The sequence below is a fragment of the Herbaspirillum sp. alder98 genome (genome assembly GCF_020179755.1).
Lineage (GTDB): Bacteria > Pseudomonadota > Gammaproteobacteria > Burkholderiales > Burkholderiaceae_D > Herbaspirillum.
The window spans coordinates 249,038-269,079 of the sequence record NZ_JAIUCY010000003.1 but is presented as its reverse complement, the minus strand read 5'-3'; the positions used below and the strand labels follow the sequence as shown (position 1 = coordinate 269,079).

Annotated in this window: 20 protein-coding genes; 12 read left to right on the top strand and 8 right to left on the bottom strand. The window is 60.8% G+C overall.

Features of this window, described 5'->3' with window-relative positions:
- Positions 1 to 132: 132 nt before the first annotated feature.
- Positions 133 to 699, bottom strand: coding sequence for a hypothetical protein (locus tag LBW87_RS09135; RefSeq protein WP_225201134.1), 567 nt, complete (start codon positions 697 to 699; stop codon positions 133 to 135).
- 308 nt (positions 700 to 1,007) lie between these two features.
- On the opposite strand from LBW87_RS09135, the gene arfB reads away from it, so the two are divergent.
- The 4 genes from arfB (at position 1,008) to LBW87_RS09115 (ending at position 3,189) form a co-directional block, all read left to right on the top strand.
- Positions 1,008 to 1,487 (top strand): alternative ribosome rescue aminoacyl-tRNA hydrolase ArfB, encoded by a 480-nt coding sequence (arfB, locus tag LBW87_RS09130; RefSeq protein WP_413927635.1) that lies wholly within the window; start codon positions 1,008 to 1,010, stop codon positions 1,485 to 1,487.
- A gap of 312 nt (positions 1,488 to 1,799) precedes the next feature.
- The gene (locus LBW87_RS09125; protein WP_225201133.1) at positions 1,800 to 2,213 is read left to right on the top strand and encodes a hypothetical protein; all 414 of its coding nucleotides are present in this window, start codon (positions 1,800 to 1,802) and stop codon (positions 2,211 to 2,213) included.
- Positions 2,206 to 2,664, top strand: a complete 459-nt coding sequence (locus tag LBW87_RS09120; protein ID WP_225201132.1) for a DUF2846 domain-containing protein — start codon at positions 2,206 to 2,208, stop codon at positions 2,662 to 2,664. Before LBW87_RS09125 ends, LBW87_RS09120 begins: the two co-directional genes overlap by 8 nt.
- A 312-nt stretch (positions 2,665 to 2,976) precedes the next feature.
- The gene (locus LBW87_RS09115) at positions 2,977 to 3,189 is read left to right on the top strand and encodes a cold-shock protein (RefSeq protein WP_225201131.1); all 213 of its coding nucleotides are present in this window, start codon (positions 2,977 to 2,979) and stop codon (positions 3,187 to 3,189) included.
- Between the two features lie 474 nt (positions 3,190 to 3,663).
- Here LBW87_RS09115 and LBW87_RS09110 read toward each other — a convergent pair whose 3' ends face one another.
- Positions 3,664 to 4,053, bottom strand: coding sequence for a response regulator (locus tag LBW87_RS09110; protein WP_225201130.1), 390 nt, complete (start codon positions 4,051 to 4,053; stop codon positions 3,664 to 3,666).
- A gap of 384 nt (positions 4,054 to 4,437) precedes the next feature.
- Here LBW87_RS09110 and LBW87_RS09105 point away from each other — a divergent pair, with 384 nt between their 5' ends.
- Positions 4,438 to 5,928, top strand: a complete 1,491-nt coding sequence (locus LBW87_RS09105) for an ATPase domain-containing protein (protein WP_225201129.1) — start codon at positions 4,438 to 4,440, stop codon at positions 5,926 to 5,928.
- Positions 5,929 to 6,090: 162 nt separating this feature from the next.
- Positions 6,091 to 7,449, top strand: coding sequence for an ATP-binding protein (locus LBW87_RS09100; protein WP_225201128.1), 1,359 nt, complete (start codon positions 6,091 to 6,093; stop codon positions 7,447 to 7,449).
- 19 nt (positions 7,450 to 7,468) lie between these two features.
- On the opposite strand, the gene LBW87_RS09095 is transcribed toward LBW87_RS09100, so the two are convergent.
- The 5 genes from LBW87_RS09095 to LBW87_RS09075 all read right to left on the bottom strand — a co-directional run bounded on the left by LBW87_RS09095 (position 7,469) and on the right by LBW87_RS09075 (position 11,462).
- Positions 7,469 to 7,639 (bottom strand): hypothetical protein, encoded by a 171-nt coding sequence (locus LBW87_RS09095; RefSeq protein WP_225201127.1) that lies wholly within the window; start codon positions 7,637 to 7,639, stop codon positions 7,469 to 7,471.
- An 83-nt stretch (positions 7,640 to 7,722) separates the two neighbouring features.
- Complete coding sequence (locus LBW87_RS09090; RefSeq protein ID WP_225201126.1) at positions 7,723 to 8,349, bottom strand: trimeric intracellular cation channel family protein; 627 nt, start codon at positions 8,347 to 8,349, stop codon at positions 7,723 to 7,725.
- A 146-nt stretch (positions 8,350 to 8,495) separates the two neighbouring features.
- Positions 8,496 to 8,705, bottom strand: a complete 210-nt coding sequence (locus tag LBW87_RS09085; RefSeq protein ID WP_225201125.1) for a protamine P1 domain containing protein — start codon at positions 8,703 to 8,705, stop codon at positions 8,496 to 8,498.
- Positions 8,706 to 8,858: 153 nt separating this feature from the next.
- A complete protein-coding gene (locus LBW87_RS09080; protein ID WP_225201124.1) occupies positions 8,859 to 10,520 on the bottom strand; it encodes a methyl-accepting chemotaxis protein in 1,662 nt (553 codons plus the stop codon).
- Positions 10,521 to 10,862: 342 nt separating this feature from the next.
- Positions 10,863 to 11,462: an attG domain containing protein gene (locus LBW87_RS09075; protein WP_225201123.1), complete on the bottom strand. Its 600-nt coding sequence runs from the start codon at positions 11,460 to 11,462 to the stop codon at positions 10,863 to 10,865.
- 144 nt (positions 11,463 to 11,606) lie between these two features.
- On the opposite strand from LBW87_RS09075, the gene LBW87_RS09070 reads away from it, so the two are divergent.
- The 3 genes from LBW87_RS09070 to LBW87_RS09060 all read left to right on the top strand — a co-directional run bounded on the left by LBW87_RS09070 (position 11,607) and on the right by LBW87_RS09060 (position 15,503).
- A complete protein-coding gene (locus LBW87_RS09070; RefSeq protein ID WP_225201122.1) occupies positions 11,607 to 12,014 on the top strand; it encodes a nucleotide pyrophosphohydrolase in 408 nt (135 codons plus the stop codon).
- 40 nt (positions 12,015 to 12,054) lie between these two features.
- Positions 12,055 to 13,623, top strand: coding sequence for a methyltransferase regulatory domain-containing protein (locus LBW87_RS09065; RefSeq protein ID WP_225201121.1), 1,569 nt, complete (start codon positions 12,055 to 12,057; stop codon positions 13,621 to 13,623).
- A gap of 203 nt (positions 13,624 to 13,826) precedes the next feature.
- Entirely contained in the window at positions 13,827 to 15,503 is a 1,677-nt protein-coding gene (locus LBW87_RS09060) for a diguanylate cyclase (RefSeq protein WP_225201120.1), read from the top strand.
- 94 nt (positions 15,504 to 15,597) lie between these two features.
- Here LBW87_RS09060 and LBW87_RS09055 read toward each other — a convergent pair whose 3' ends face one another.
- A complete protein-coding gene (locus LBW87_RS09055) occupies positions 15,598 to 16,245 on the bottom strand; it encodes a 5-formyltetrahydrofolate cyclo-ligase (RefSeq protein ID WP_225201119.1) in 648 nt (215 codons plus the stop codon).
- A 58-nt stretch (positions 16,246 to 16,303) separates the two neighbouring features.
- Here LBW87_RS09055 and LBW87_RS09050 point away from each other — a divergent pair, with 58 nt between their 5' ends.
- From LBW87_RS09050 to LBW87_RS09040, 3 genes are read left to right on the top strand one after another with little or no spacing between them, the layout of a single operon-like run.
- A complete protein-coding gene (locus LBW87_RS09050; RefSeq protein WP_225201118.1) occupies positions 16,304 to 18,286 on the top strand; it encodes a lytic transglycosylase domain-containing protein in 1,983 nt (660 codons plus the stop codon).
- Positions 18,287 to 18,319: 33 nt separating this feature from the next.
- Positions 18,320 to 19,294, top strand: coding sequence for a complex I NDUFA9 subunit family protein (locus LBW87_RS09045; protein ID WP_225201117.1), 975 nt, complete (start codon positions 18,320 to 18,322; stop codon positions 19,292 to 19,294).
- 38 nt (positions 19,295 to 19,332) lie between these two features.
- A complete protein-coding gene (locus LBW87_RS09040; protein WP_225201116.1) occupies positions 19,333 to 20,034 on the top strand; it encodes a glutathione S-transferase family protein in 702 nt (233 codons plus the stop codon).
- Positions 20,035 to 20,042: the final 8 nt, after the last annotated feature.

Here is a 20,042-nt window from a genome sequence, read left to right as displayed (position 1 = left end):
CGTCGATGTGTGATTCGACTACTTTAACAAAGTGTCTTCGAAACCGGCAGCAGCCCACTTGGTTCCAATGTTGGAATGTGTTGTGGGGGCTATGGGTGTGAATTGTCGACGATTCTTACAGTCATTAAATTGTCATCGCACACGGCTACTTTTATAGACTCGAATATCCGCTAAGTGACCGTCCCAAAACGTGAAGCTTATCCCCTTGGACGGATATTTAATGGAACGCTCATGATACGTGTACAAGGACGTGGACGACGCGAATGGCCCTGAGCCAGTTACATCTACATCTGGCTTGCCATACGTTTGGATTACGTCATCAGGTGTACTATTTTTGCCAATACCTTCCAAGGTTCTACCATCAAATATGCCTAAGTTTTTTGAAAAGAAAAAAAATAGCGTAACGATCTTTCCATCAATCACGAGGGCTTCTACTCCATTAGTCCTCGATATCACATAGCCGTTGGCCGTAGTACCAGAAAATAGATTTTTAAATGTCTTTTCATCATCGCCGATTTTGCAGTTCAATAAGCCCATACCAGGAACTATTCGATAACCTGAGTGAGAATCCGGTTCGGTGACTATGTGAGTACAAGATGAGGAAAATAAAAAAAATGCTCCAACTAGCATTGCAAGTATTTTCTTATTATTTTTAATAATGCTTATCATTGTTGAGTTTTGGTTCTTGTTCGGGGTCATTGAAGTTCAAAGTATCATCACATTTTCATCGCAGCTTTGTCACAGTAGGTAGTCGAACTGCATATCAGCAGCTTTTTGTGACCAAGCGCTGGGGGCGAAAATGTGATGGCTGCTAACTCCGTGATTAAAGTGGAGTTTTCGAAGTTACTACATTCGACTGCGCTGAAACCCGCATGAACAGTGGGTGTTTTTGATGTGGCGGGGCTTGGGAAGCTTTTGCTCTACCATTGAGCTACACCCGCGAAGAGCGGCATTTTACGGGTTTTGAGGTGCTTTGTGAATTTGAGGGGATTTGTGGGTTGATACCGATGTTGCCGAAGTCATGCCCGCATGTCGTTATCGCACCAGCCCTTAGAATAGAGGTTTTCCATCCCGGACTGCCTACCATTTTTCCCCTCTACATCCCCGACGACGAAGTCGAACTGACCGCCATCCGTGCGCAAGGCGCGGGTGGGCAGAATGTCAACAAGGTATCGAGCGCCATCCACCTGCGTTTCGATATTCACGCTTCGTCCCTGCCGGACGAGGTGAAGCAGCGCCTGCTGGCATTGCGCGACCAGCGCATCAGCAAGGATGGGGTGGTCATCATCAAGGCCCAGGCGCATCGCAGCCAGGAAAAGAACAAGGCGGATGCCTTGCAGCGGTTGCACGAGATGGTCGCGGACGTGAGCAAGGTGTCGGTGCTGCGCAGGCCAACTCGCCCCACCCGCAGCTCGCAGCGCAAGCGGCTGCAATCCAAGACGCAGCGCGGTGAAATCAAATCGATGCGCGGCAAGGTTCGTGATTGACGCCTTCGTATCCTCCACGGAACTCGTTGTGCCTGCACGTGACACAGGTTTGTTAGTCTGATGAACTTGATCTATTGGTCATCCACCGATAATGGCTAATCGTGATTTCAATCGCAGGCAGACCTATCCTGACAAAATTCTGACGGCATGGCGATGCCGGTATCGCCCTTCCTGGCCTGACTGTACAGGACTTTCCTTGTGGATATATATCACAATGAAATGTTAAAAAAGTTAAGTGCAGGCGTAGTGCCAGTTAGTTTTTCGCTTAGAATTTCCTGCGGGATTTACTAACAAAAACGATCAAAAAGAATAATGAAGCCAAACATCGTCGCGCGGTACGTTGGGTACGTACTGCTGGGGAGCATGCTGTTCGCATGCGCATCGTCCGTCATCACGCAACCCGCTACGCTCACGCCGCTCGTCGATGCCAGTACGTCAAACGCGCCGCGCCTTAGGGTGATTACGGGCACCATCGTTACGCTGGATAAAGGCTTTCGCCGCAGTATTCCCCAGAACTCCCTCTGGCGTCGTGTCGGCACGCTGCCGCAAGGCGAAGTCTATCGTCCGGTCGGACTGGTCTTCACCATCGAGGGGCGACAGGTTCACGAAGCCTATCTGGTCTTGAATGATTCCACGCTGGCCGGTTTTTACCTGCCTGGCGAGTCCGCTTTTTCTCCGTTGTCTCATCCACCAAAGCTAACAATAAAGAAAGAAAACAATGATTAAAACATTCCGCCCTCTACTGGCTGTCGCATTGCTCGCGGCGGCATTGACCGGTTGTGCAACAGGTCCAAAATACGCGGAAGTGGCAGGGGCCATCCCGACGCTGAAGGCCGATCAAGGCCGCATCTATTTCATTCGTTCCTCCAGTGGATTCGGCGCTGCGATACAGCCCGAAGTTCGTTTGAATGATGAAGTGGTGGGTAAGTCGCAACCTGGCGGCTTTTTCTATGTTGATCGTCCTGCTGGACAATATGTGGCAGCGACCTCGACCGAAACCGAGAAGACGCTGAGCTTTTCGCTCGACGCCAAGGAGGTGAAGTACGTGCGCTCCTCGCCCGCGTTCGGCTTTCTGGTCGGTCGGATCAACCTGCGTCTTGAAGAGAAGGACGCAGCCGAAAAGGAATTGCCCGAGTTGAGCTACACCGGTGCGCCACTCAAGGCTGGTACCAAATAAGTTCGGGCAGAATCTGCCGTGCAAGCGAGGCCCCGGCCATAGACCGGGCCTCGCTTTGCAGGCGTCATTCAGTATGGCGATACTGCACACTGTGGCGTCGCCAGCATCTTTTTCTCACCAGATAGAACACAAGCTGCCCGATTCAGTTATAATTCGGTCTGCACTTGCATCAAGTCGTTTCTGGTTGGTCCCAATTCCGCATGACTGTTGTTCTCCCTTCTAGTCGTTCTGTCTTACTTCCTTCGGTTTCATTTCTTGGTTTCGAGTGCCTTTCAGGCATGTGCCTCTACTATTAAATTGAAGGAAATATTCATGAGCAGCCAAACTGGTGTGGTCAAGTGGTTCAACGATGCCAAGGGTTTCGGTTTCATCACTCCTGATGCAGGTGGCGCAGATTTGTTCGCCCACTTCCAGGACATCCAATCGAATGGCTTCCGTAGCCTGTCCGAAAACCAACGCGTGTCGTTCGAACGCAGCGTCGGTCCCAAGGGCGAGAAGGCCAGCAACATCCAAGTGATCGCCTAAAGTTTTTGTCGGCCCCGGCCGATAAGAGCATAGCAACATCAGCGTCGCCGCTTTCCTGGTCTTCGGAAATCCGCAGATCGGTACCTTGCAGATGGCAAGGATCGATAGACAAGATCAGGTATCGCGACGATGCGGTCCGCCTTCGGTAAATCCGGATTTGCCAAAGGCGTGGTTCAACGCTTACCGGCTGTTGACACCGTGCAGATAGCACGGGTTGATAGGAAATGGTTTAGTTGGACCATCACAGGCTCGTCCTGTGAAGCAAATAATTTGTTAGTCCTTTGTCCAGGCGTCGTTCAAAGCAATGACGCACAGGTTCGAATGACACCTGTATTTGAGACGGTACTGCGCACGATAGCGTGGACGGTTTCAGCGCTCGACACTATTCAGATGGAATGGGTCGGGGAATAATCCAGCATTAATAGATGAACGGCCCGCCAGTTTGGTGGGCTTTTTGCGTTCTGGACGCTGTTTTCAGGAGGCGGGAAACCCGGCGACCCGGTCCACCGTCGCCAATAGCTCATCCACCGAACAGGGCTTGAGCAGCACGGCCTCGAACTCCTTGAGCATGGCGTGCTTGTCAGCCAGCGGCGTGGCCGTGAGCAGGATCATCGGGATGTGGACGTATTCGGGCGTCTGCTTGATGGCGGAGGCCATCTGCAGGCCATCCATTTCAGGCATACGAAAGTCGGTCAGGATCAACTGGACCGCTGTCTCTTTCAGGCATTGCAATGCCTCGATCCCATTGCCGGCTTCCAGCGTGACATAACCATGCATTCTGAGCGTGAAAGCGAAGACTTCCCGTGCGTCAACATTGTCTTCTACGACCAATACCGTTGTCGTATCCCGCGAGGTATTTCCCATGGTGCAACTTTATAAAGGAGGCGACAAAATTATTATTCTTGCAATCGCTTGGATAGAGTGTGAATGGCGCGAAAAATTCAAAATAACGTCGCTCATAGACGACATTTGGAGGCGGCGCCAATCCGTGATCAAACTAATTGCACTTGTCGACTCGAACGGACCGGCCCAGTTGCGGTCCCACTCCACTGAGTTCATTGAAAGCAGATAAAATTGCCGGAATCGGTCGTCTCAGGGGCTATCCGGCCCTGGTTATCGCTGAACGTGAAGCTGACCCAGCGTGACGCGCACGACCCCATCGGCAGCGTCGCCCTCGAAAATAACATTATTGAAACAGGCGACAGGTGAAAAAAATCAGTCTGCGCTGCCAACGGGGGAGACCTCATCATGACACTTGTACAAAATTCCGACAGTAACTCTTTTCTTTCCACCGGCGTCGCCGGACTCGATGACGTGCTGCGCGGCGGCTTGACGCGCGATCGACTGTTCCTTCTCGAAGGCTCGCCCGGCGCCGGTAAAACGACGCTGGCGCTTCAGTTCCTGATCGAAGGCGCGCGCCGTGGCGAATCGGTGCTCTACATCACCCTCTCCGAGACCGAAGTCGAGTTGAAAGCGGTGGCAGCGGCCCACGGCTGGACTCTGGATGGGGTTACCGTTCACGAAGTGTTGCCGTCAGAGAGCATTCTCAATCCGGACGAGCAGTACAGCGTCTTCGATCCCAGCGATGTTGAAATGGGCACGACCACCCGGGCAGTACTGTCGATTGTCGAATCGCTCAAGCCGGTGCGTGTGGTGCTCGATTCATTGTCGGAACTGCAATTGCTGGCTTCCAACCCGTTGCTGTATCGCCGCCAGGTGCTGGCCTTCAAGCAGTTCTTCGCCACCCGTGCCTGCACTACGCTGTTCCTCGATGACCGCACCGCCAGCGAAGGCGATCTGCAGGTGCGCAGCATCGCGCACGGTGTGATCTCGCTGGAGCGCATGGCCACCGACTACGGCGGCACGCGCCGTCGGCTGGAGATCGTCAAGTATCGCGGCATCGCTTTTCGTGAAGGGTTACACGACTATAAGATCCAGTACGGTGGCATCGTCGTGTTCCCACGGCTGGTGGCGGCAGAAACGCGTGAAAACATCAAACCGATCCAGTTTTCCAGTGGCATCGACGAACTCGATGTGATGCTGGGCGGGGGCATCGAAGGGGGCAGCAGCACCCTGATCGCCGGGCCGCCGGGCGCCGGCAAATCGACCCTGGCCGCGCAGTTCATTCATTCCTGCCTGAAGCAGGGGCTGCGTTCTTCGTTATTCCTGTTCGAGGAATCGGCGTCGAATCTGCTCAACCGCACCGATAGCCTGGGCTTGTCGTTGCGCCAGCATCAGCACGACGGGCAGATGCACGTTCAGCAGGTCGATCCGGCGCAACTGACTCCCGGTGAGTTCGTGCATCGGGTCTGCCGGGCGGCCGACAATGGCGCCAAGGTGGTCGTGATCGATAGCCTCAACGGCTTCCTGCAGGCCATGCCTAACGAAAAGCTGTTGTCCATCCATATGCACGAACTGCTGACCTACCTGGGCCAGCGTGGCGTGGTCACGTTACTGATCGGCGTGCAGCAAGGCATGCTGGGCGGCAACATGACGACCACCATCGACGCTACCTATCTTGCCGACAACGTGCTGCTGTTGCGTTACTTCGAGTCGCAAGGCGAAGTGCAGCAGGCCTTGTCGGTCTTCAAGAAACGCGGCAGCCAGCACGAACGCACCATCCGCCGGATGTCCATCGGCGCCAACGGCATTCATATCGGACCGGTGCTCAGGCAGTTCCGTGGCATCCTGACCGGTGTTCCGAAGCTCGATCCCGGTTTCGCTTCGAGCGGCCAGTGACGATGGCAGATAACGCGGATGGACGACGTGTACTGATTTGCACCCCCTTTCGGTAAAGATGCGCAACTCTCGGCCCAGGTCCTCGAAAAGGCCGGGCTCGCCTGTGTCATCTGCAAGGACCTGACCGAGGTGCTGGCGCAGTTGCAGCGCGGGGCGGGTGCCTTGCTGACCGCAGACGATGTGGTCGCGCCCAACCGCTCGGCGGGATTGACCGAATTCATCGCCAGGCAGCCGCCCTGGTCGGACTTGCCGGTGCTGGTGCTGACCCGGATCGCCAGCGACAGTCGCTGGTATATGGACGCGCATGAACGGCTGCGCAACCTGACCCTGCTTGAGAGCCCGATCCGGCCGTCGACGCTGGTCAGTACGGTGCGCGCCGCCGTGCGCGCGCGCGAACGCCAGTACGAAGTGCATGAAGCCGACCGCCGCAAGGATGAATTCCTGGCCATGCTGGGCCACGAGCTGCGTAATCCGCTGGCGCCGATCGGTGCGGCGGCGCAGTTGCTTGCACTGGCCTCGGCTGATGTGGGCAAGGTCAAGATGGCCAGCCAGATCATTGCCCGCCAGGTCAAGCACATGACCAGCCTGATCGACGACTTGCTGGACGTGGCGCGGGTCACGCGCGGCCTGATTACCCTCGACCGCGAGGTGATCGACATCCGCCAGATCCTGTCGGAAGCCGTGGAGCAGGTCGATTCGATGATGCGCTCGCGCAGTCACACCCTCACGCTCGAGATGCCGACCTGCGAGATCAATGTGCAGGGTGACCGCAAGCGCTTGGTGCAGGTGTTCGCCAATGTGTTGCACAACGCCGCCAAGTACACGCCCAATGGCGGCACGATCGCCGCCTCGATGAGCGTGCGTGGCAACGACGTGGTGGTGGAGGTAGCCGATAACGGTATCGGCATGAATCCGGACGTGGTGGCGCACGTCTTCGAGCTGTTCGCACAGGCCGAGCGATCGGCCGACCGTTCACAGGGCGGCCTGGGCCTGGGGCTGTCGCTGGTCGAGAGCCTCATCAAATCGCATGGCGGTAGCGTGCAGGCCTTCAGCGAAGGCCTGGGGCGTGGCAGCCGTTTCACGATCCGCCTGCCGCACCTGGTCAGTGCCGCAGCCGATCATGTCATCGCCCAGATGGAAGCGGCTGCATCCGACGTGCCGGGGTCGACCCGCATCATGATCGTGGACGATAACCAGGACGCTGCCGATGCGTTGGCGATGGTGCTGCAGGTGGCCGGTTATGAGGTCGTCGTGCAATACACGGCCGGCGACGCCATCGCGCATGCCAAAGAGCACGCGCCGACCATCTGCCTGCTCGATATCGGTTTGCCCGACATGAACGGCAACGAATTGGCCGGGGCATTGCGCCAACTGCCACAGACGGCTGGCGCCATGCTGGTTGCGGTGACAGGATATGGCCAGCAGGACGACAAGGACCGGAGCCGGGCGTCCGGCTTCGACCATCACCTGGTCAAGCCGATCGACGTCGACCAGTTGATCGATTTGCTGTCCAAGGCCTGACCGGGGTTGCGGCGCCGCGTTAGCGCGGGCCGCCGCGACCGCCGTCGCCCCAGCCACCTCCACCGCCGTGGCCACCCCCGCCTCCTCCACCCGGGCCGCCGCCTGGGCCGCACCACCAGGGCGCGCATACGCAGCCGCCCAGGCTCAGTGCCAGCAGGATCGCTGCGGCCGCACTTAGTACTTTCTTCATTGCCATTCCTTGACTTAGATTTTGCACAGCCCTTATTGGATACCGCAGGGCTGCTAAGCGCCGTCAGGAAGTTGCAACAAATCCTAATCGAAGCCTCGCACGTGTTTGCTGTCCATGCGCGGCAGTTGCCATTCGAAGCGGATGGCCAGCAGTCGCACCGTAAAGCCCACCAGCAGCGAACCCAGCGTGGCGATGCGCACATCGAGGTCGAGGTATAGCAGTCCCATGTAGAGCGTGCCGGTCAGCAGCGACACGCTGGCATAGATCTCACGGCGCAACACCAGCGGGATCTGGTTGCACAGCACATCGCGCAGCAGGCCGCCGAAGACGCCGGTGATCATGCCGAGGATGACCACGATGGCCGGATGGAATGTCGAGAAGCTGCGCGCGATATCGCAGCCGATGATGGTGAAGGCCACCAGCCCCAGGGCATCGACTACCAGGAACGCCGACTTGAAGCGATGCAGCGCGCGTGCGCCGACGGCGGCCACGATGGCGGCGCAGATGGTGAAGGCCAGGTATTCAGGGTGGGCCACCCAACTCAGTGGATAGTGACCGATCAGGATATCGCGCACGCTGCCGCCGCCGAGCGCGGCCACGGTGCCGATGAGGCAGATGCCGAAGATGTCCATGTCGCGGCGGATGCCCATCAGGGCGCCCGAGGCGGCTTCGGCGCAGATGGCCATCAGGTAGATGTAGTGCAGCAGCATGGCGGTCGGTCTCCGGCAAGGCACAGGGCAAGACCGGCATTGTAACGGCAAGCTCAATCGGGATCGATCGGGCGCGGTTGCCCGCCATGCGCACCGGACGGGCGAGCACGACGCCGTTGTTCAGGCGCCGCAGCAAGCCCGATGCTTCAAGCGCTGGTGTCGATGATGCTGCCGATCTTCTTGAAACCGGCGGCGATGTCGTCTCCTACCGAAGTGGCGGCCGACTTGATGGTGTCGACGGTGCTGTCGTAGGCGTCGCCGATGTCGTCGCCGACTTCCTTGACCACGTTCTTGATCGGCTGGATGACCGTGTTGTACAGGCTGCTGTTGCTGGACGATACGGATGAAATGCTCATGCTGGACTCCCCGTCGAAATAGTGATGAATGGGCCGTGCGCGGATGTTGCGCACGGCGGATTTATCATAACAAGCGGGAGTATCAAGCCAAGCCGCCAGGCTGCGCTGGCGGCGTAAAGATGTGCAATTGTCTGTAAAGCGCAGTGCCGTTCTTCAGGAATGCAATGCCTGCGGTTGAACCAGATTGGCCTGGCGCAGCGACGACCGGCCGGCAGCGGCGCCGGCATGCGCCGTGCGTGCACCCGCATCGATCTTGAACACCGACACCGCCTGGTTGAGCCGGCTGGCCTGCTCGCTCAGGTTGGCCGCTGCCGCTGCGGCCTGTTCGACCAGCGCCGCATTCTGCTGGGTGGTCTCGTCGATGGAATTGATCGCCACGTTCAACTGGTCGACGCCGCCGCTCTGCTCCTTGCTGGCCATCGTGATCTCGGCCATGGTGACGGCCATGTCGCGCACCGCCCGCGAAATCTCGTCCATCGCCGTAGCGGTTTCCTGCACCAGTTGCGTGCCGTCCTGAACCTTGCCGCTGGAGTCGCCGATCAACACCTTGATGTCCTTGGCTGCTGCCGCCGATCGCTGCGCCAGGGTGCGCACTTCGGCGGCCACTACCGCAAAGCCCCGCCCCTGTTCGCCGGCGCGCGCCGCTTCCACTGCCGCATTCAAGGCCAGGATATTGGTCTGGAAAGAGATGCCGTCGATCAGGCTGATGATGTCGACGATCTTGGCCGAAGACGCATCGATCTCATGCATGGTCGTGCCCATGCGTCGTACCGTGTCGCCGGCTCGTAGCGCCACTTCCGACGCGGCCACGGCCTGGCGGTCGGCATTGGCGGCGGAGTCGGCATTCTGGCGCACGGTGGCGGCAAATTGTTCAACGCTGGAGGCGGTCTCTTCCAGGCTCGATGCCTGCGATTCGGTGCGGGTCGACAGGTCCATGTTGCCGTTGGCGATTTCCTGCGTCGAGACTGACATCGATTCGATGTTGTGGCGCACGTCGCCGATGATCGAGCGCAGGTTGACGTTGAGTTGCTGCAATGCCTGCAGCAAGAGTCCGAGGTCGCCGCGCACGCTGGTGTCGACACGCAGGTCGAGGTCGCCGCCGGCCAGCCCGTGCACCACGCCGATGGCTTGCTTGAGCGGGTTGACGATGCTGGTGTGCAGCATCGCCCAGCATGCCAGCACCACCAGTTCGGCGACGGCGGTGCCGCCCCATATCGGCCACGGATTGCCGCCGGCCTTCTGCACGGTGCCGCCAGCGATGATGCCGCCGGCCACGAAGATCAACGTCAGCACGCCCATGATCAATGTCAGCCGGCGCGCAATCGACATGCCCCCCAGCCCCTGTAGCCAGCCGATGAGGCCGGTGCGCTTGACGGCGCCGCGGTGGATGCGCAGGCCGCGTGCATTGCCGCTGGCAAAGCGCTGGTACACGCCGCCGGCGGCCTGGACCTGGTCGCGCGCGGGTCGGGTGCGCACCGACATGTAGCCGACCACCCGGCCGTTCTCGCGCACCGGCGTCACGTTGGCCTGGACCCAATAGAAGTCGCCATTCTTGCAGCGGTTCTTGACCAGTCCGTTCCAGGGGAGTCCTGACTTGAGGGTAGTCCACATGTCGGCGAACGCTTCGCGCGGCATGTCGGGGTGGCGCACCAGATTCTGCGGCGCGCCGATCAGTTCGGGCTCTTCGAACCCGCTGATTTCAATGAAGTAAGGATTGACGTAGGTGATGTTGCCCTGGAGATCGGTCTTGGAGACGATTGACTTGCCGTCTTCCAGCAGCCGCTCGACGTCGGTGACGGGCAGGTTTTTGCGCATGCGTTTCCCCTTGGTGTGCGAGAGTGACCGCAATCGCGGCCAGGCCCTGCACGCATTGTTATGAACGCCGCGGCATGATTCCCCCGGGGAAGCGCCGCGCCTATCAACGAACTACCGTCAGCATGCCGACGGCATCATGCAAAGGATGAGCTGTGCTGCGAAACAATACAGTTGAATTGTTATGGCATGCCGCCCTCGCGGCAGATGCTTGCCTGTTTTAGTTATCGAATGACCAGGCAAGACATTGTTAGAGAAATCTCAACTGATTTCAAGTCTGCCTTGTGCCGGCGAGCCGCCATGCGAGGAAATGAGGTGCAAATCGATACTTGATTGCCGGTTACGTCACTGCTGGGGCTGCACCTGGAATAACAGGCCCTGCGGCACGATCTCGACCGACAGCAGTTGACGTTCGACAACTTCGGTCATGCGCTGGCCCGGGTTGTTGAGGGCCACGCCGGTCATGCGGTTGATCAGCGGCATCAGTTTTTCCGGCGCAGCGGTGATGAAGCTGCGTGCCGCGCCCTCGGCGCAGATCAGGAACTCGTCCCGCGCCGCTGATCCCCGTTCGGTCAGCAGTATTCCGACGGCACGCAGCTCGCCCTTCTTGTTGAGCGTGCCCAGTATCGTGGTCTGGGATGGGCCGACCGTGGTCTCGAGCACATATTCGTACTTGCCCGGATGCAGCCTGCTATCGTCGAGTTGGTAGAGCCGGGCCATGTGGTCCGCATCGCTTACCTGCAGGTCGGTCAGGATGGCGGGCAACTGGCGGTTGAAGCGCTGCGAGAATTCCTTGGGCGTCACCCCGAGCGTGGTCTGGGCCGCTTCGTGTTCGGCCAATTCACGATCGACCGAACGGTCACAGCCCGCCAGCATGAGGCCGCACAGTGTCAGGACGCAGATCCACAGGCGTGCGGTGGGGCGGGGCAGGGTGGGAAAATGCATGTTTTTGCCGGCTCGGATACGGTAGAGCTGCCCATTGTGCCGCAATCGACGTCGTCGGTGGCTGTCGCAGGTCAAGCTTTGCCGCGATTGAGGTCGTCGATGGTGATAAAGTAATCGCTTGATCCACGCCAACATTGCCTCCCCATGAATCCAGCAGACCAGCGCTCCGACCTGACCGATTTGCGAGACCGCGTGAGGCATTTCAGCGACGAGCGCGACTGGCGGCGTTTTCATACGCCCAAGAACCTGGCGATGGCGTTGTCGGTCGAGGTGGCCGAACTGGTGGAGCATTTCCAATGGCTGCCCACCGGCGCCGATCATGAACTCGATGACGCCGCCCGCATCGGCATCCGCCACGAAATGGCCGACGTGCTGGTCTATCTGATCCAGCTGGCCGATCACACCGGGGTCGACCTGCACCAGGCGGTGCTTGAAAAACTCGAGCTCAATGCCAGGAAATATCCGGTCCAGCAGGCGCGCGGGAGCGCGCGTAAATACACGGCTTATAACGAAACCGGCACTACGGGCGAGCCCGACCAAATCAATAATTAATCACCAATAATTAACACCGCCAACCGCCCGGAGCACCCCCTTGAACAACTGGAATGACGGCTACGTCTTCGACATCGCCTATACCTTCGGCTATTACCCCGGCATGAACCCGGCCCGCCTGCCGCTGGCCTTTGCCTGCCACGGCCTGCAGGCGCCGGTGGTGCAGACGGCTTGCGAGCTGGGCTTCGGCCAGGGCTTGTCGACCAATTTTCACGCCGCTGCATCCGGTACCCGCTGGTGGGGTAACGATTTCAATCCGATGCAGGCCGCCTTCGCGCAGGAACTGGCGGCGGCCTCCGGCGCCGGTGCGCAGCTGGAAGACTCCAGCTTTTCGCGGTTTTGCCGGCGCAGCGACCTGCCCGACTTCGATTTCATTGCGCTGCATGGCGTGTGGAGCTGGGTGTCGGCTGAGAACCGGGCGATCATTTTCGATTTCATCGACCGCAAGCTCAAGCCGGGCGGCGTGCTCTATATCAGCTATAACACGCAGCCCGGCTGGGCCGCCTTCATGCCGCTGCGCGACTTGCTGATGCAGCACACGCTGCAGGCCGATCATGAAGAACAGGGTTTGCCCACGGCCGAACGGATTGACGCCGCGCTCGAATTCGCCGCCAACATGTTCGACGCCGATCCGGTCTATGCCCAGGCCAACCCCTTCATGCGTGACCGGCTCAAGATACTGCAGCAGCAACCGCGCAGTTACCTGGCGCACGAGTATTTCAACCGTGACTGGCACGCCGAGTCGTTTGCATCGGTCCACGCCCGGTTGTCGCAGATCGGGTTGGACTTCGCCTGCACCGCCCACTACGCCGACCATCTCGATATGGCCAACCTGACGCCGTCGCAGCGGCAGTTCATGCAACGCATCGAGGACCCGGTGCAACAGCAGAGCGTGCGCGACTTCATGGTGAACCAGCAATTCCGGCGCGACTACTGGGTGCGCGGGGCGCAACCGATGGAAGACCGGCAGCGGGTGCAGGCGCTGGCCCTGCAATCCATCGTGTTGCTGACCGAGCCCGACAAGGTGCCGCTGACGGTGCACAACGTCGCCTCCGAGATCACCCTGAACCGCCTGATCTATGAACCGATTCTGCAGGCGCTGGGTGATTACAGGCCGCATACCCTGGTTGATCTGGCGGCCAGCCTGGCGCATCGCAATCTCAACCTGCAACAGGTGATCGATTCGGCGCTGATGCTGATCGGCACCGGTCATGCCGCGCCCCTGCCGGCCGAGGGCGATGCCGCTGCGCGGGCCGAGATCAACCGCCGCGCGCGGGCGCTCAACCTGCACCTGCTGCATAAGGCCCGCCTGCCCGCCAGCGCCGGCAGCGAGGGCGACGTCGGCCACCTGTGCAGCCCGGTGACCGGGGGCGGAGTGTCGGTCGACCGTATCGAACAATTGTTCCTGCTGGCGTTTCTGGAGCGTGGCGACGACGTGGCGGCCTGGCCGGCGGTGGTCTGGAAGCATGTCTCGGCGCAGGGCAAGAAGCTGGTGCGTGACGGGACAAGGCTGGAGAGCGAGGCCGAGAACCTGGCCGAACTGTCGCTGCAGGCGCGGCTCTTTGCAGCCACCCGGCTGCCGCTGCTGCAGGCATTGCAGGTCATCTAGGTTCTGTTAGTGGCGCCGGCAGCGTGGATAAATCGTCACAGCAGCGGCGCGGGACCAAGCGCTGTTTGCATGTCGCCCCGCGAGCCTGTAGCATTTCGCGTGGTCATCGGCTCACGGCGGGCTAACCAGCTGCCGCGGGCGAAGAAGTAAAACAGAAAAATGGGGGAGGCAACCGTCCCCCGGGGAAGAGAACGTCTTAGCCTATGTCGCGCCTGAACCTGGAACTCAAAACCCGCCTGGCCCTGGCCGTGGTGGTCGCGGTAGTCGTTACTGCCGTCGTCGTCACCGCCATTTCATTGCTTGTTATCCGGCGCGACATGCGCGAGGAGTTGGGCGGGCAGCAGTTTGCCGCGCTCAAGCTCACGGCAGCCGCGCTGGACGCCGGTTTCGAAGATCGCCGTATCGCCCTGCGACTGCTGGCCGAAGGCATCCCCGATGGCGCTCGGCATAACAGCCAGCAGATGCAGCGCTTCCTTGAACAACACCTGTCGCTGACCGCCCAGTTCTTCAATGTGAGCGTGGTCGAGGCCAACGGCAATGTGCTGGCTAACTATATCGATGCTTCCCAGGCCAACCGCTTCAGCATGAGCGGTCGCGATTACCTGGAGCAGACCCTCAAATCCAAGAAGGGCCTGATTTCCAAGCCCTTGCTGAGCAAGATGTCGAACCGTCCGGTGGTGTTGATGACCGAGCCGGTGCTGGGCCCGCGGGGCGAGGTCGACATGGTGCTGGTGGGGAGTATCGACCTGAAGGAAAATAACTTCCTGGGCCAGTTCACCAACGTGCAGATGGGTAATACCCGGACCATGTTCATCCTGTCTGGCGACGGTACCGTGATCGAGCACAAGGACAAGAGCCGCGTGTTGCAGCACATGGATGCCATCGGCGGTCGCAGCCCGGCCGGCGAGGCCGCCCTCAAGGGCTTCGAAGGCAGCATGGAAAGCCCGGACCGCCAGGGCGAACCCGCGCTGTACGCTTACAAGCGCATGACCACCACTGACTGGATCATCGGCGCGCATTACCCGGCACGGGACGCCTATGCGCCGATCACCGAGATGCAGAACCGGGCGATCCTGGTCGCCGCCGTGCTCACCTTGCTGGCCGGCCTGCTGTCGTGGTGGTTCGTATCCCGCTTGCTGCAGCCCTTGCAGCGCCTGCATGCGCACATCCAGCGCATCCGCCAGGACAAGACCCTCGAACAGTTGCCCGGCGAGGTGCGAGCCGATGAGTTGGGCGACGTGCAGGGCGCTTTCAATGCGCTGGTGGCCGAGCGCAAGAATATCGAGGTCGAGCTGGACGAGGCGCGCGTGCATCTGGAAGAGATGAACAAGACGCTGGCGCGACTGGCGCTGGAAGACGCGCTCACGGGTCTGGCCAACCGCCGCCAGTTCGAACGCGGCCTGCACGAGGAATTCAATCGCGCCGCGCGGACCGGCCTGTCGCTGGCCGTGATCATGATCGACGTCGATTATTTCAAGCAGTACAACGACCTGTACGGTCACATGGCCGGCGACAAGGTGCTGCGCCGCCTGGGCAGCGCCATTCGCGATACCAACGTGCGTCCGGAAGACTTGCTGGCGCGTTACGGCGGCGAGGAAATCGCGGTGCTGCTGCCTGGCGCCAAGCTGGAGGGCGCATTGATGGTGGCCGAACGGATCCGTATTTCGGTCCAGAAGCTGGGGATTGAACATACCGCCAGCGCCACCGGTTTCCTGACCATCAGCATCGGCGTGTCGGCGGTGGCGCCGCAGCGCCAGGTCGATAATCCCGAAGACGTGCTGCGCGAAGCCGACGAGGCGCTCTATCTGGCCAAGGCCGCCGGTCGTGATTGCATTCGCACCATCGAGGACCTGAGGCTGGCCAAGGGCGACGGCGCCTGAATTCTCAGTATCCCGTCCTGCCGGCGCAGGCCGGTATCCAGTGGCTTATGTGCTGCGTCTATGACCGTTGCACGACGCTGGGTCCTTACTTTCGTCAGGACGACGGGATTATCGAGGGTGCTTGAGTTCTAACTATCTCGTCCGGCCGTCCCCATTGCCCCTGGTCCGTCAGTACCAGATCCAGCGCGATGTCATGCGCTTCCCCCGCAAACTCCACCAGCCCGAACGCATGGCAAACCCCGACAGCCAGCGGTCGGGGCGTCTCGGCCAGCGTGCGGTCATAGAAGCCGCCGCCATAACCCAGCCGGTAGCGCTCGGCACTAAACCCCAGGCACGGCACCAGCAGGGCCTGCGGATGCACCTGCGCTGCGGTGCTGGTCGGGGTCAGGGTGCCGAGGGCGTCCTTTTCCAGAACATCCCCCGGAATCCAGCGACGAAACATCAGTGGCGCATTGTTGTCGGTCACCACTGGCAATGACAGGTGCACGCCTTGTGCGGTCAATGCGTTATAGGCCGATAGCAGGTCGGGCTCGCGCCGGATCGGGTGGTACACGCCCAGGCTGGCGATGCCGGCTGCGGCGCACCAGGCCAGCACGCGCTCGGCAATGGCGGCATCGGCCAGGCGCCGGGCGGTATCGTCGAGGCCGCGACGGCGCGCCAGCAGTTCGTCGCGCAAGGTCGGTTTGGCCTTGCTCTGCGGCAGCGATGGCAATGGGGCGCGTGCTATGCTTGGTGTCGTCATTTTGATGTGTCCGCTAGTCTGTTTTTTTGTTTCGATTACTCAACCAGGTTGTCCAAGAATGCGTCTGAAGAATTATCTGTTCGACAAAACCCTGCGTCGGCTGGCGACTTCGCTGGCGCTGGCCGCAGGCGCGGCTATCTGCGTCATTCCTTCGGCCCATGCGCAAAAGCGACCGGGGCCGGATGCATCGGCCGACGATGTCTTCATCGCCCTGCGGGCTGCCGCCGCCAGTGACAACGGCGCCCTGGCGCAAGAGCTGGCGGCGCGACTGGGCAGTTACGATCTGGTCTCCTACGTCGACTATTACCGGCTCAAGCCACGGGTGCGCGACTATAGCGCCAGCGAGCAGGAAGTGCGCGACTTTCTGACCCGCTACGATGGCCAGGCCATCGTCGATCGCTTGCGCAATGACTGGCTGTTGGCGTTGGGCAAGACAGGCAACTGGGCGTTGTTCGACGAACAGTATCCCAAATTCGTTCTGGATGACGATACTCAGGTTAAGTGCTTTGCGCTAAATTCGCGCGCCTTGAAGGGCGCCAATGTGGCCGACGAGGCGCGCGCCCTGCTGGTCAATCCCAAGGATTATGGCCAGGGCTGCAGCGACCTGATCGCCACGCTGGCGCAGAACGGCCAGTTCAGCCAGGCCGATGTCTGGTTCCAGATTCGCCAGGCGGCCGAGAACGGCAACACCACTGTGGCGCGTCGCGCTGCCGTGCTGGTCGACAATGGCGTGGCGACCGTGCCGCAGGTGATGGACAAGCCGACCCTGATGCTGGCCAAGGGCCCGGGCGAAGGCGCGGCCAATCACCAGCTCTACATCATTGCGCTGGGACGTATCGCCAAGAGCAACCCGGCCCAGGCGGCCACCTATCTCAACGGCGCCGCACGCCAGATGACCAGCCAGGAAGTGGCGTTGGGCTGGGCGCAGATCGCGCTGGCGGCGTCCTACAAGCTGGCGCCGGAAGCGGCCGACTACTGGCGCAAGACGCTGGATGCGCCGCTGTCGCAGGACGCGATGCAATGGAAGGTGCGCATGGCCCTGCGCGCAGGCGACTGGAAGACCGTTCGCGGCACCATTGCCGGCATGCCCGTGGCGCTGCGCAACGACATCACCTGGGTCTACTGGCTGGGTCGCGCCCTGCGCGAAGATGGCCAGAACGATGCGGCGCGCCGCCTGTTCGAATCGATCTCGGGCAACTTCAGTTTCTACGGCCAGCTGGCGCTGGAAGAACTGGGGCAAAAGATCACCGTGCCGCCCGGACCGACGCCGCCGGGCGCCGGTGAGATCGCCGTGTATTCGCAAAATGCCGGCTTCAAGCGTTCGCTGCGGTTCTATCAGTTGAACCTGCGCTTCGAAGCGATCCGCGAATGGAACTGGGAATTGCGCAAGATGACGGATCGCCAGTTGCTGGCGGCCGCCGAATACGCCCGCCAGAGCGATGTGCTGGACCGCATGGTCAATACCTCGGACCGTACCCGCGCCGAATTCGATTTCACCCAGCGCTTCCCGGCGCCGCACCTGCCCGAGATGAACGCCGCCACGCGTCCGCTGGGGATGGAAAACGCCTGGGTCTATGGCCTGATTCGCCAGGAGTCGCGTTTCATCAAATCGGCCCGCTCGCATGTCGGGGCATCTGGCCTGATGCAGTTGATGCCGGCGACCGCCAAGTTCGTGGCCAAGAAGATCGGCATGACCGAATTCACTGCCGACCAGGTCAATGACATCAACACCAACCTGCTGCTGGGCACCAGCTATCTCGACATGGTGCTCAACAACATGAACGGTTCCGAGACCCTGGCCACGGCCGGCTACAACGCCGGTCCCGGTCGTCCACGGACCTGGCGCGCCACGCTGCCGCGCACGGTGGAGGGCGCGATCTTTGCCGAGATGATTCCTTTCAACGAGACCCGTGGCTATGTCAAGAACGTGATGTCCAATGCGACTTACTATGCCGCAATGTTCGAAAATCGTCCGCAGTCGTTGAAGCAGCGCATGGGCAATATCGCCCCCAACGCCGACGCGGCAACCGACCTGCCCTGATCTGCTCGCGGGCTGCACTCAAGGAGGCAAGGCATGGCTGTACGCAGGATTCTGGTATTGGGCGGCACCGGCTTCATCGGTACCCGCATCGTCCGGTTGCTGGGAGCCAGCACCGATTATCGCGTGATGGTGCCGACCCGGCGCATCGAGCGCGCCAAGCATCTGCTGGTGTCGCCGGTGGTGTCGGTGGTGCTGGCCGACATCCATGATGACGGCGTGCTGTCGGCACTGGTGGCGCAGGCCGATGTGGTGATCAACCTGGTCGGCATATTGCATTCGCGCCCCGCCCGGCGCGGCCAGCCCTACGGTCCAGACTTCGAGGCGCAGCATGTGCTGCTGCCGCGCCGTGTCGTGGCGGCCTGCGTGCAGCACGGCGTCGGACGTTACCTGCACATGAGCGCCCTGGGGGCAGACGCCCATGGGCCGTCGATGTACCAGCGCTCCAAGGCCGCGGGTGAAGTCGAGGCCAATGCCGGGGCGCAGTCGGGGCTGCAGACGGTGATCTTCAGGCCCTCGGTGGTGTTCGGTGAGGGCGACCGTTTTCTGAATCTGTTTGCCGGCCTGCAAAAGCGCTTTCCGGTGTTGCCGCTGGGGTCGGCCGAGGCGCGCTTCCAGCCGGTGTACGTGGGCGATGTGGCGCAAGCCTTCAAGCGCGCGATCGATCAGCAGGCGCTGGCGGGCAAGACGTTTGAACTGGGCGGACCGCGCGTCTACAGCCTGCGCGAGCTGGTGCGGCTGGCCGGCTGGATGGTGGGACGCAATCGCCCGATCCTGCCGTTGCCGTCGTCGGCCGCATTACTGCAGGCCTGGTTGCTCGAACACCTGCCCGGCAAGCTGATGAGCCGTGACAACGTGGCCTCGATGCGGGTCGACAACGTCCTCGGCGCACCGATTTCCGCCGAACTCCAGCTGACGCCTACCGCGCTGGAAGATGCGGCGCCCTTGTACCTGGCGCCGCGTAACGAACAACGCCAGTTCGACCTTTTTCGCAGCAAGGCGGGGCGCTGACGCGGCGCCTGTCTTTCAACCATCCCCCCAGAGCCCATATGCAAGATACAGAACTCGACCCGGTACTGTCCGAAGCGCTGAAGAAGGCCGGTCGGCAAATGCCCACGCTGGTGATCGGCAACAAGAACTATTCGTCGTGGTCGATGCGCGCGTGGGTGGCGATGACCGCCTTCGATATTCCCTTCAAGGAAGTTCGGGTGCTGCTCGACCAGCCCGACACTGCCGCCGAGATCGCGCGCTACACGGCTTCGGGTACGGTGCCGGTGCTGCTCGATGGCGACATCGCGATCTGGGATTCGCTGGCGATCTGCGAATACCTGGCCGAGCAGTTCCCCGACCGCGCCTTGTGGCCGGTGGCGGCCGATGCCCGCGCGATTGCGCGCAGCATTTGCGCCGAGATGCATTCCGGCTTCACCGGCTTGCGCCGCGCCATGAGCATGGATATCCGTGGCCGCTATCCGGGCCAGGGCCGTACGCCCGAAGCGCAGGGCGATATCGGGCGCATCTGCGAGATCTGGGAGGAATGCCTGGCCCAGTTCGGCCATCATGACTTCCTGTTCGGCGAGTTCTCGATTGCCGACGCCTACTACGCGCCCGTGGTGATGCGCTTCGCCAGCTACCAGGTGTCGCTGGCACCCGCGTTGCAGGCCTATGCCGACCGCGTGCGCGAGCATCCGGCCGTGGCGCGCTGGATTGCCGAGGCGCTGGCCGAGAAAGAAGTCCTGCCCGATCACAAATGAAGAAATAA

What these genes read in the sequence shown, in the direction of transcription:
- LBW87_RS09135 (WP_225201134.1), bottom strand. Translation starts at nt 699, where the DNA reads ATGACCCCGAACAAGAACCAAAACTCAACAATGATAAGCATTATTAAA.
- arfB (WP_413927635.1), top strand. Translation starts at nt 1,008, where the DNA reads ATGTTGCCGAAGTCATGCCCGCATGTCGTTATCGCACCAGCCCTTAGA.
- LBW87_RS09125 (WP_225201133.1), top strand. Translation starts at nt 1,800, where the DNA reads ATGAAGCCAAACATCGTCGCGCGGTACGTTGGGTACGTACTGCTGGGG.
- LBW87_RS09120 (WP_225201132.1), top strand. Translation starts at nt 2,206, where the DNA reads ATGATTAAAACATTCCGCCCTCTACTGGCTGTCGCATTGCTCGCGGCG.
- LBW87_RS09115 (WP_225201131.1), top strand. Translation starts at nt 2,977, where the DNA reads ATGAGCAGCCAAACTGGTGTGGTCAAGTGGTTCAACGATGCCAAGGGT.
- LBW87_RS09110 (WP_225201130.1), bottom strand. Translation starts at nt 4,053, where the DNA reads ATGGGAAATACCTCGCGGGATACGACAACGGTATTGGTCGTAGAAGAC.
- LBW87_RS09105 (WP_225201129.1), top strand. Translation starts at nt 4,438, where the DNA reads ATGACACTTGTACAAAATTCCGACAGTAACTCTTTTCTTTCCACCGGC.
- LBW87_RS09095 (WP_225201127.1), bottom strand. Translation starts at nt 7,639, where the DNA reads ATGAAGAAAGTACTAAGTGCGGCCGCAGCGATCCTGCTGGCACTGAGC.
- LBW87_RS09090 (WP_225201126.1), bottom strand. Translation starts at nt 8,349, where the DNA reads ATGCTGCTGCACTACATCTACCTGATGGCCATCTGCGCCGAAGCCGCC.
- LBW87_RS09085 (WP_225201125.1), bottom strand. Translation starts at nt 8,705, where the DNA reads ATGAGCATTTCATCCGTATCGTCCAGCAACAGCAGCCTGTACAACACG.
- LBW87_RS09080 (WP_225201124.1), bottom strand. Translation starts at nt 10,520, where the DNA reads ATGCGCAAAAACCTGCCCGTCACCGACGTCGAGCGGCTGCTGGAAGAC.
- LBW87_RS09075 (WP_225201123.1), bottom strand. Translation starts at nt 11,462, where the DNA reads ATGCATTTTCCCACCCTGCCCCGCCCCACCGCACGCCTGTGGATCTGC.
- LBW87_RS09070 (WP_225201122.1), top strand. Translation starts at nt 11,607, where the DNA reads ATGAATCCAGCAGACCAGCGCTCCGACCTGACCGATTTGCGAGACCGC.
- LBW87_RS09060 (WP_225201120.1), top strand. Translation starts at nt 13,827, where the DNA reads ATGTCGCGCCTGAACCTGGAACTCAAAACCCGCCTGGCCCTGGCCGTG.
- LBW87_RS09055 (WP_225201119.1), bottom strand. Translation starts at nt 16,245, where the DNA reads ATGACGACACCAAGCATAGCACGCGCCCCATTGCCATCGCTGCCGCAG.
- LBW87_RS09050 (WP_225201118.1), top strand. Translation starts at nt 16,304, where the DNA reads ATGCGTCTGAAGAATTATCTGTTCGACAAAACCCTGCGTCGGCTGGCG.
- LBW87_RS09045 (WP_225201117.1), top strand. Translation starts at nt 18,320, where the DNA reads ATGGCTGTACGCAGGATTCTGGTATTGGGCGGCACCGGCTTCATCGGT.
- LBW87_RS09040 (WP_225201116.1), top strand. Translation starts at nt 19,333, where the DNA reads ATGCAAGATACAGAACTCGACCCGGTACTGTCCGAAGCGCTGAAGAAG.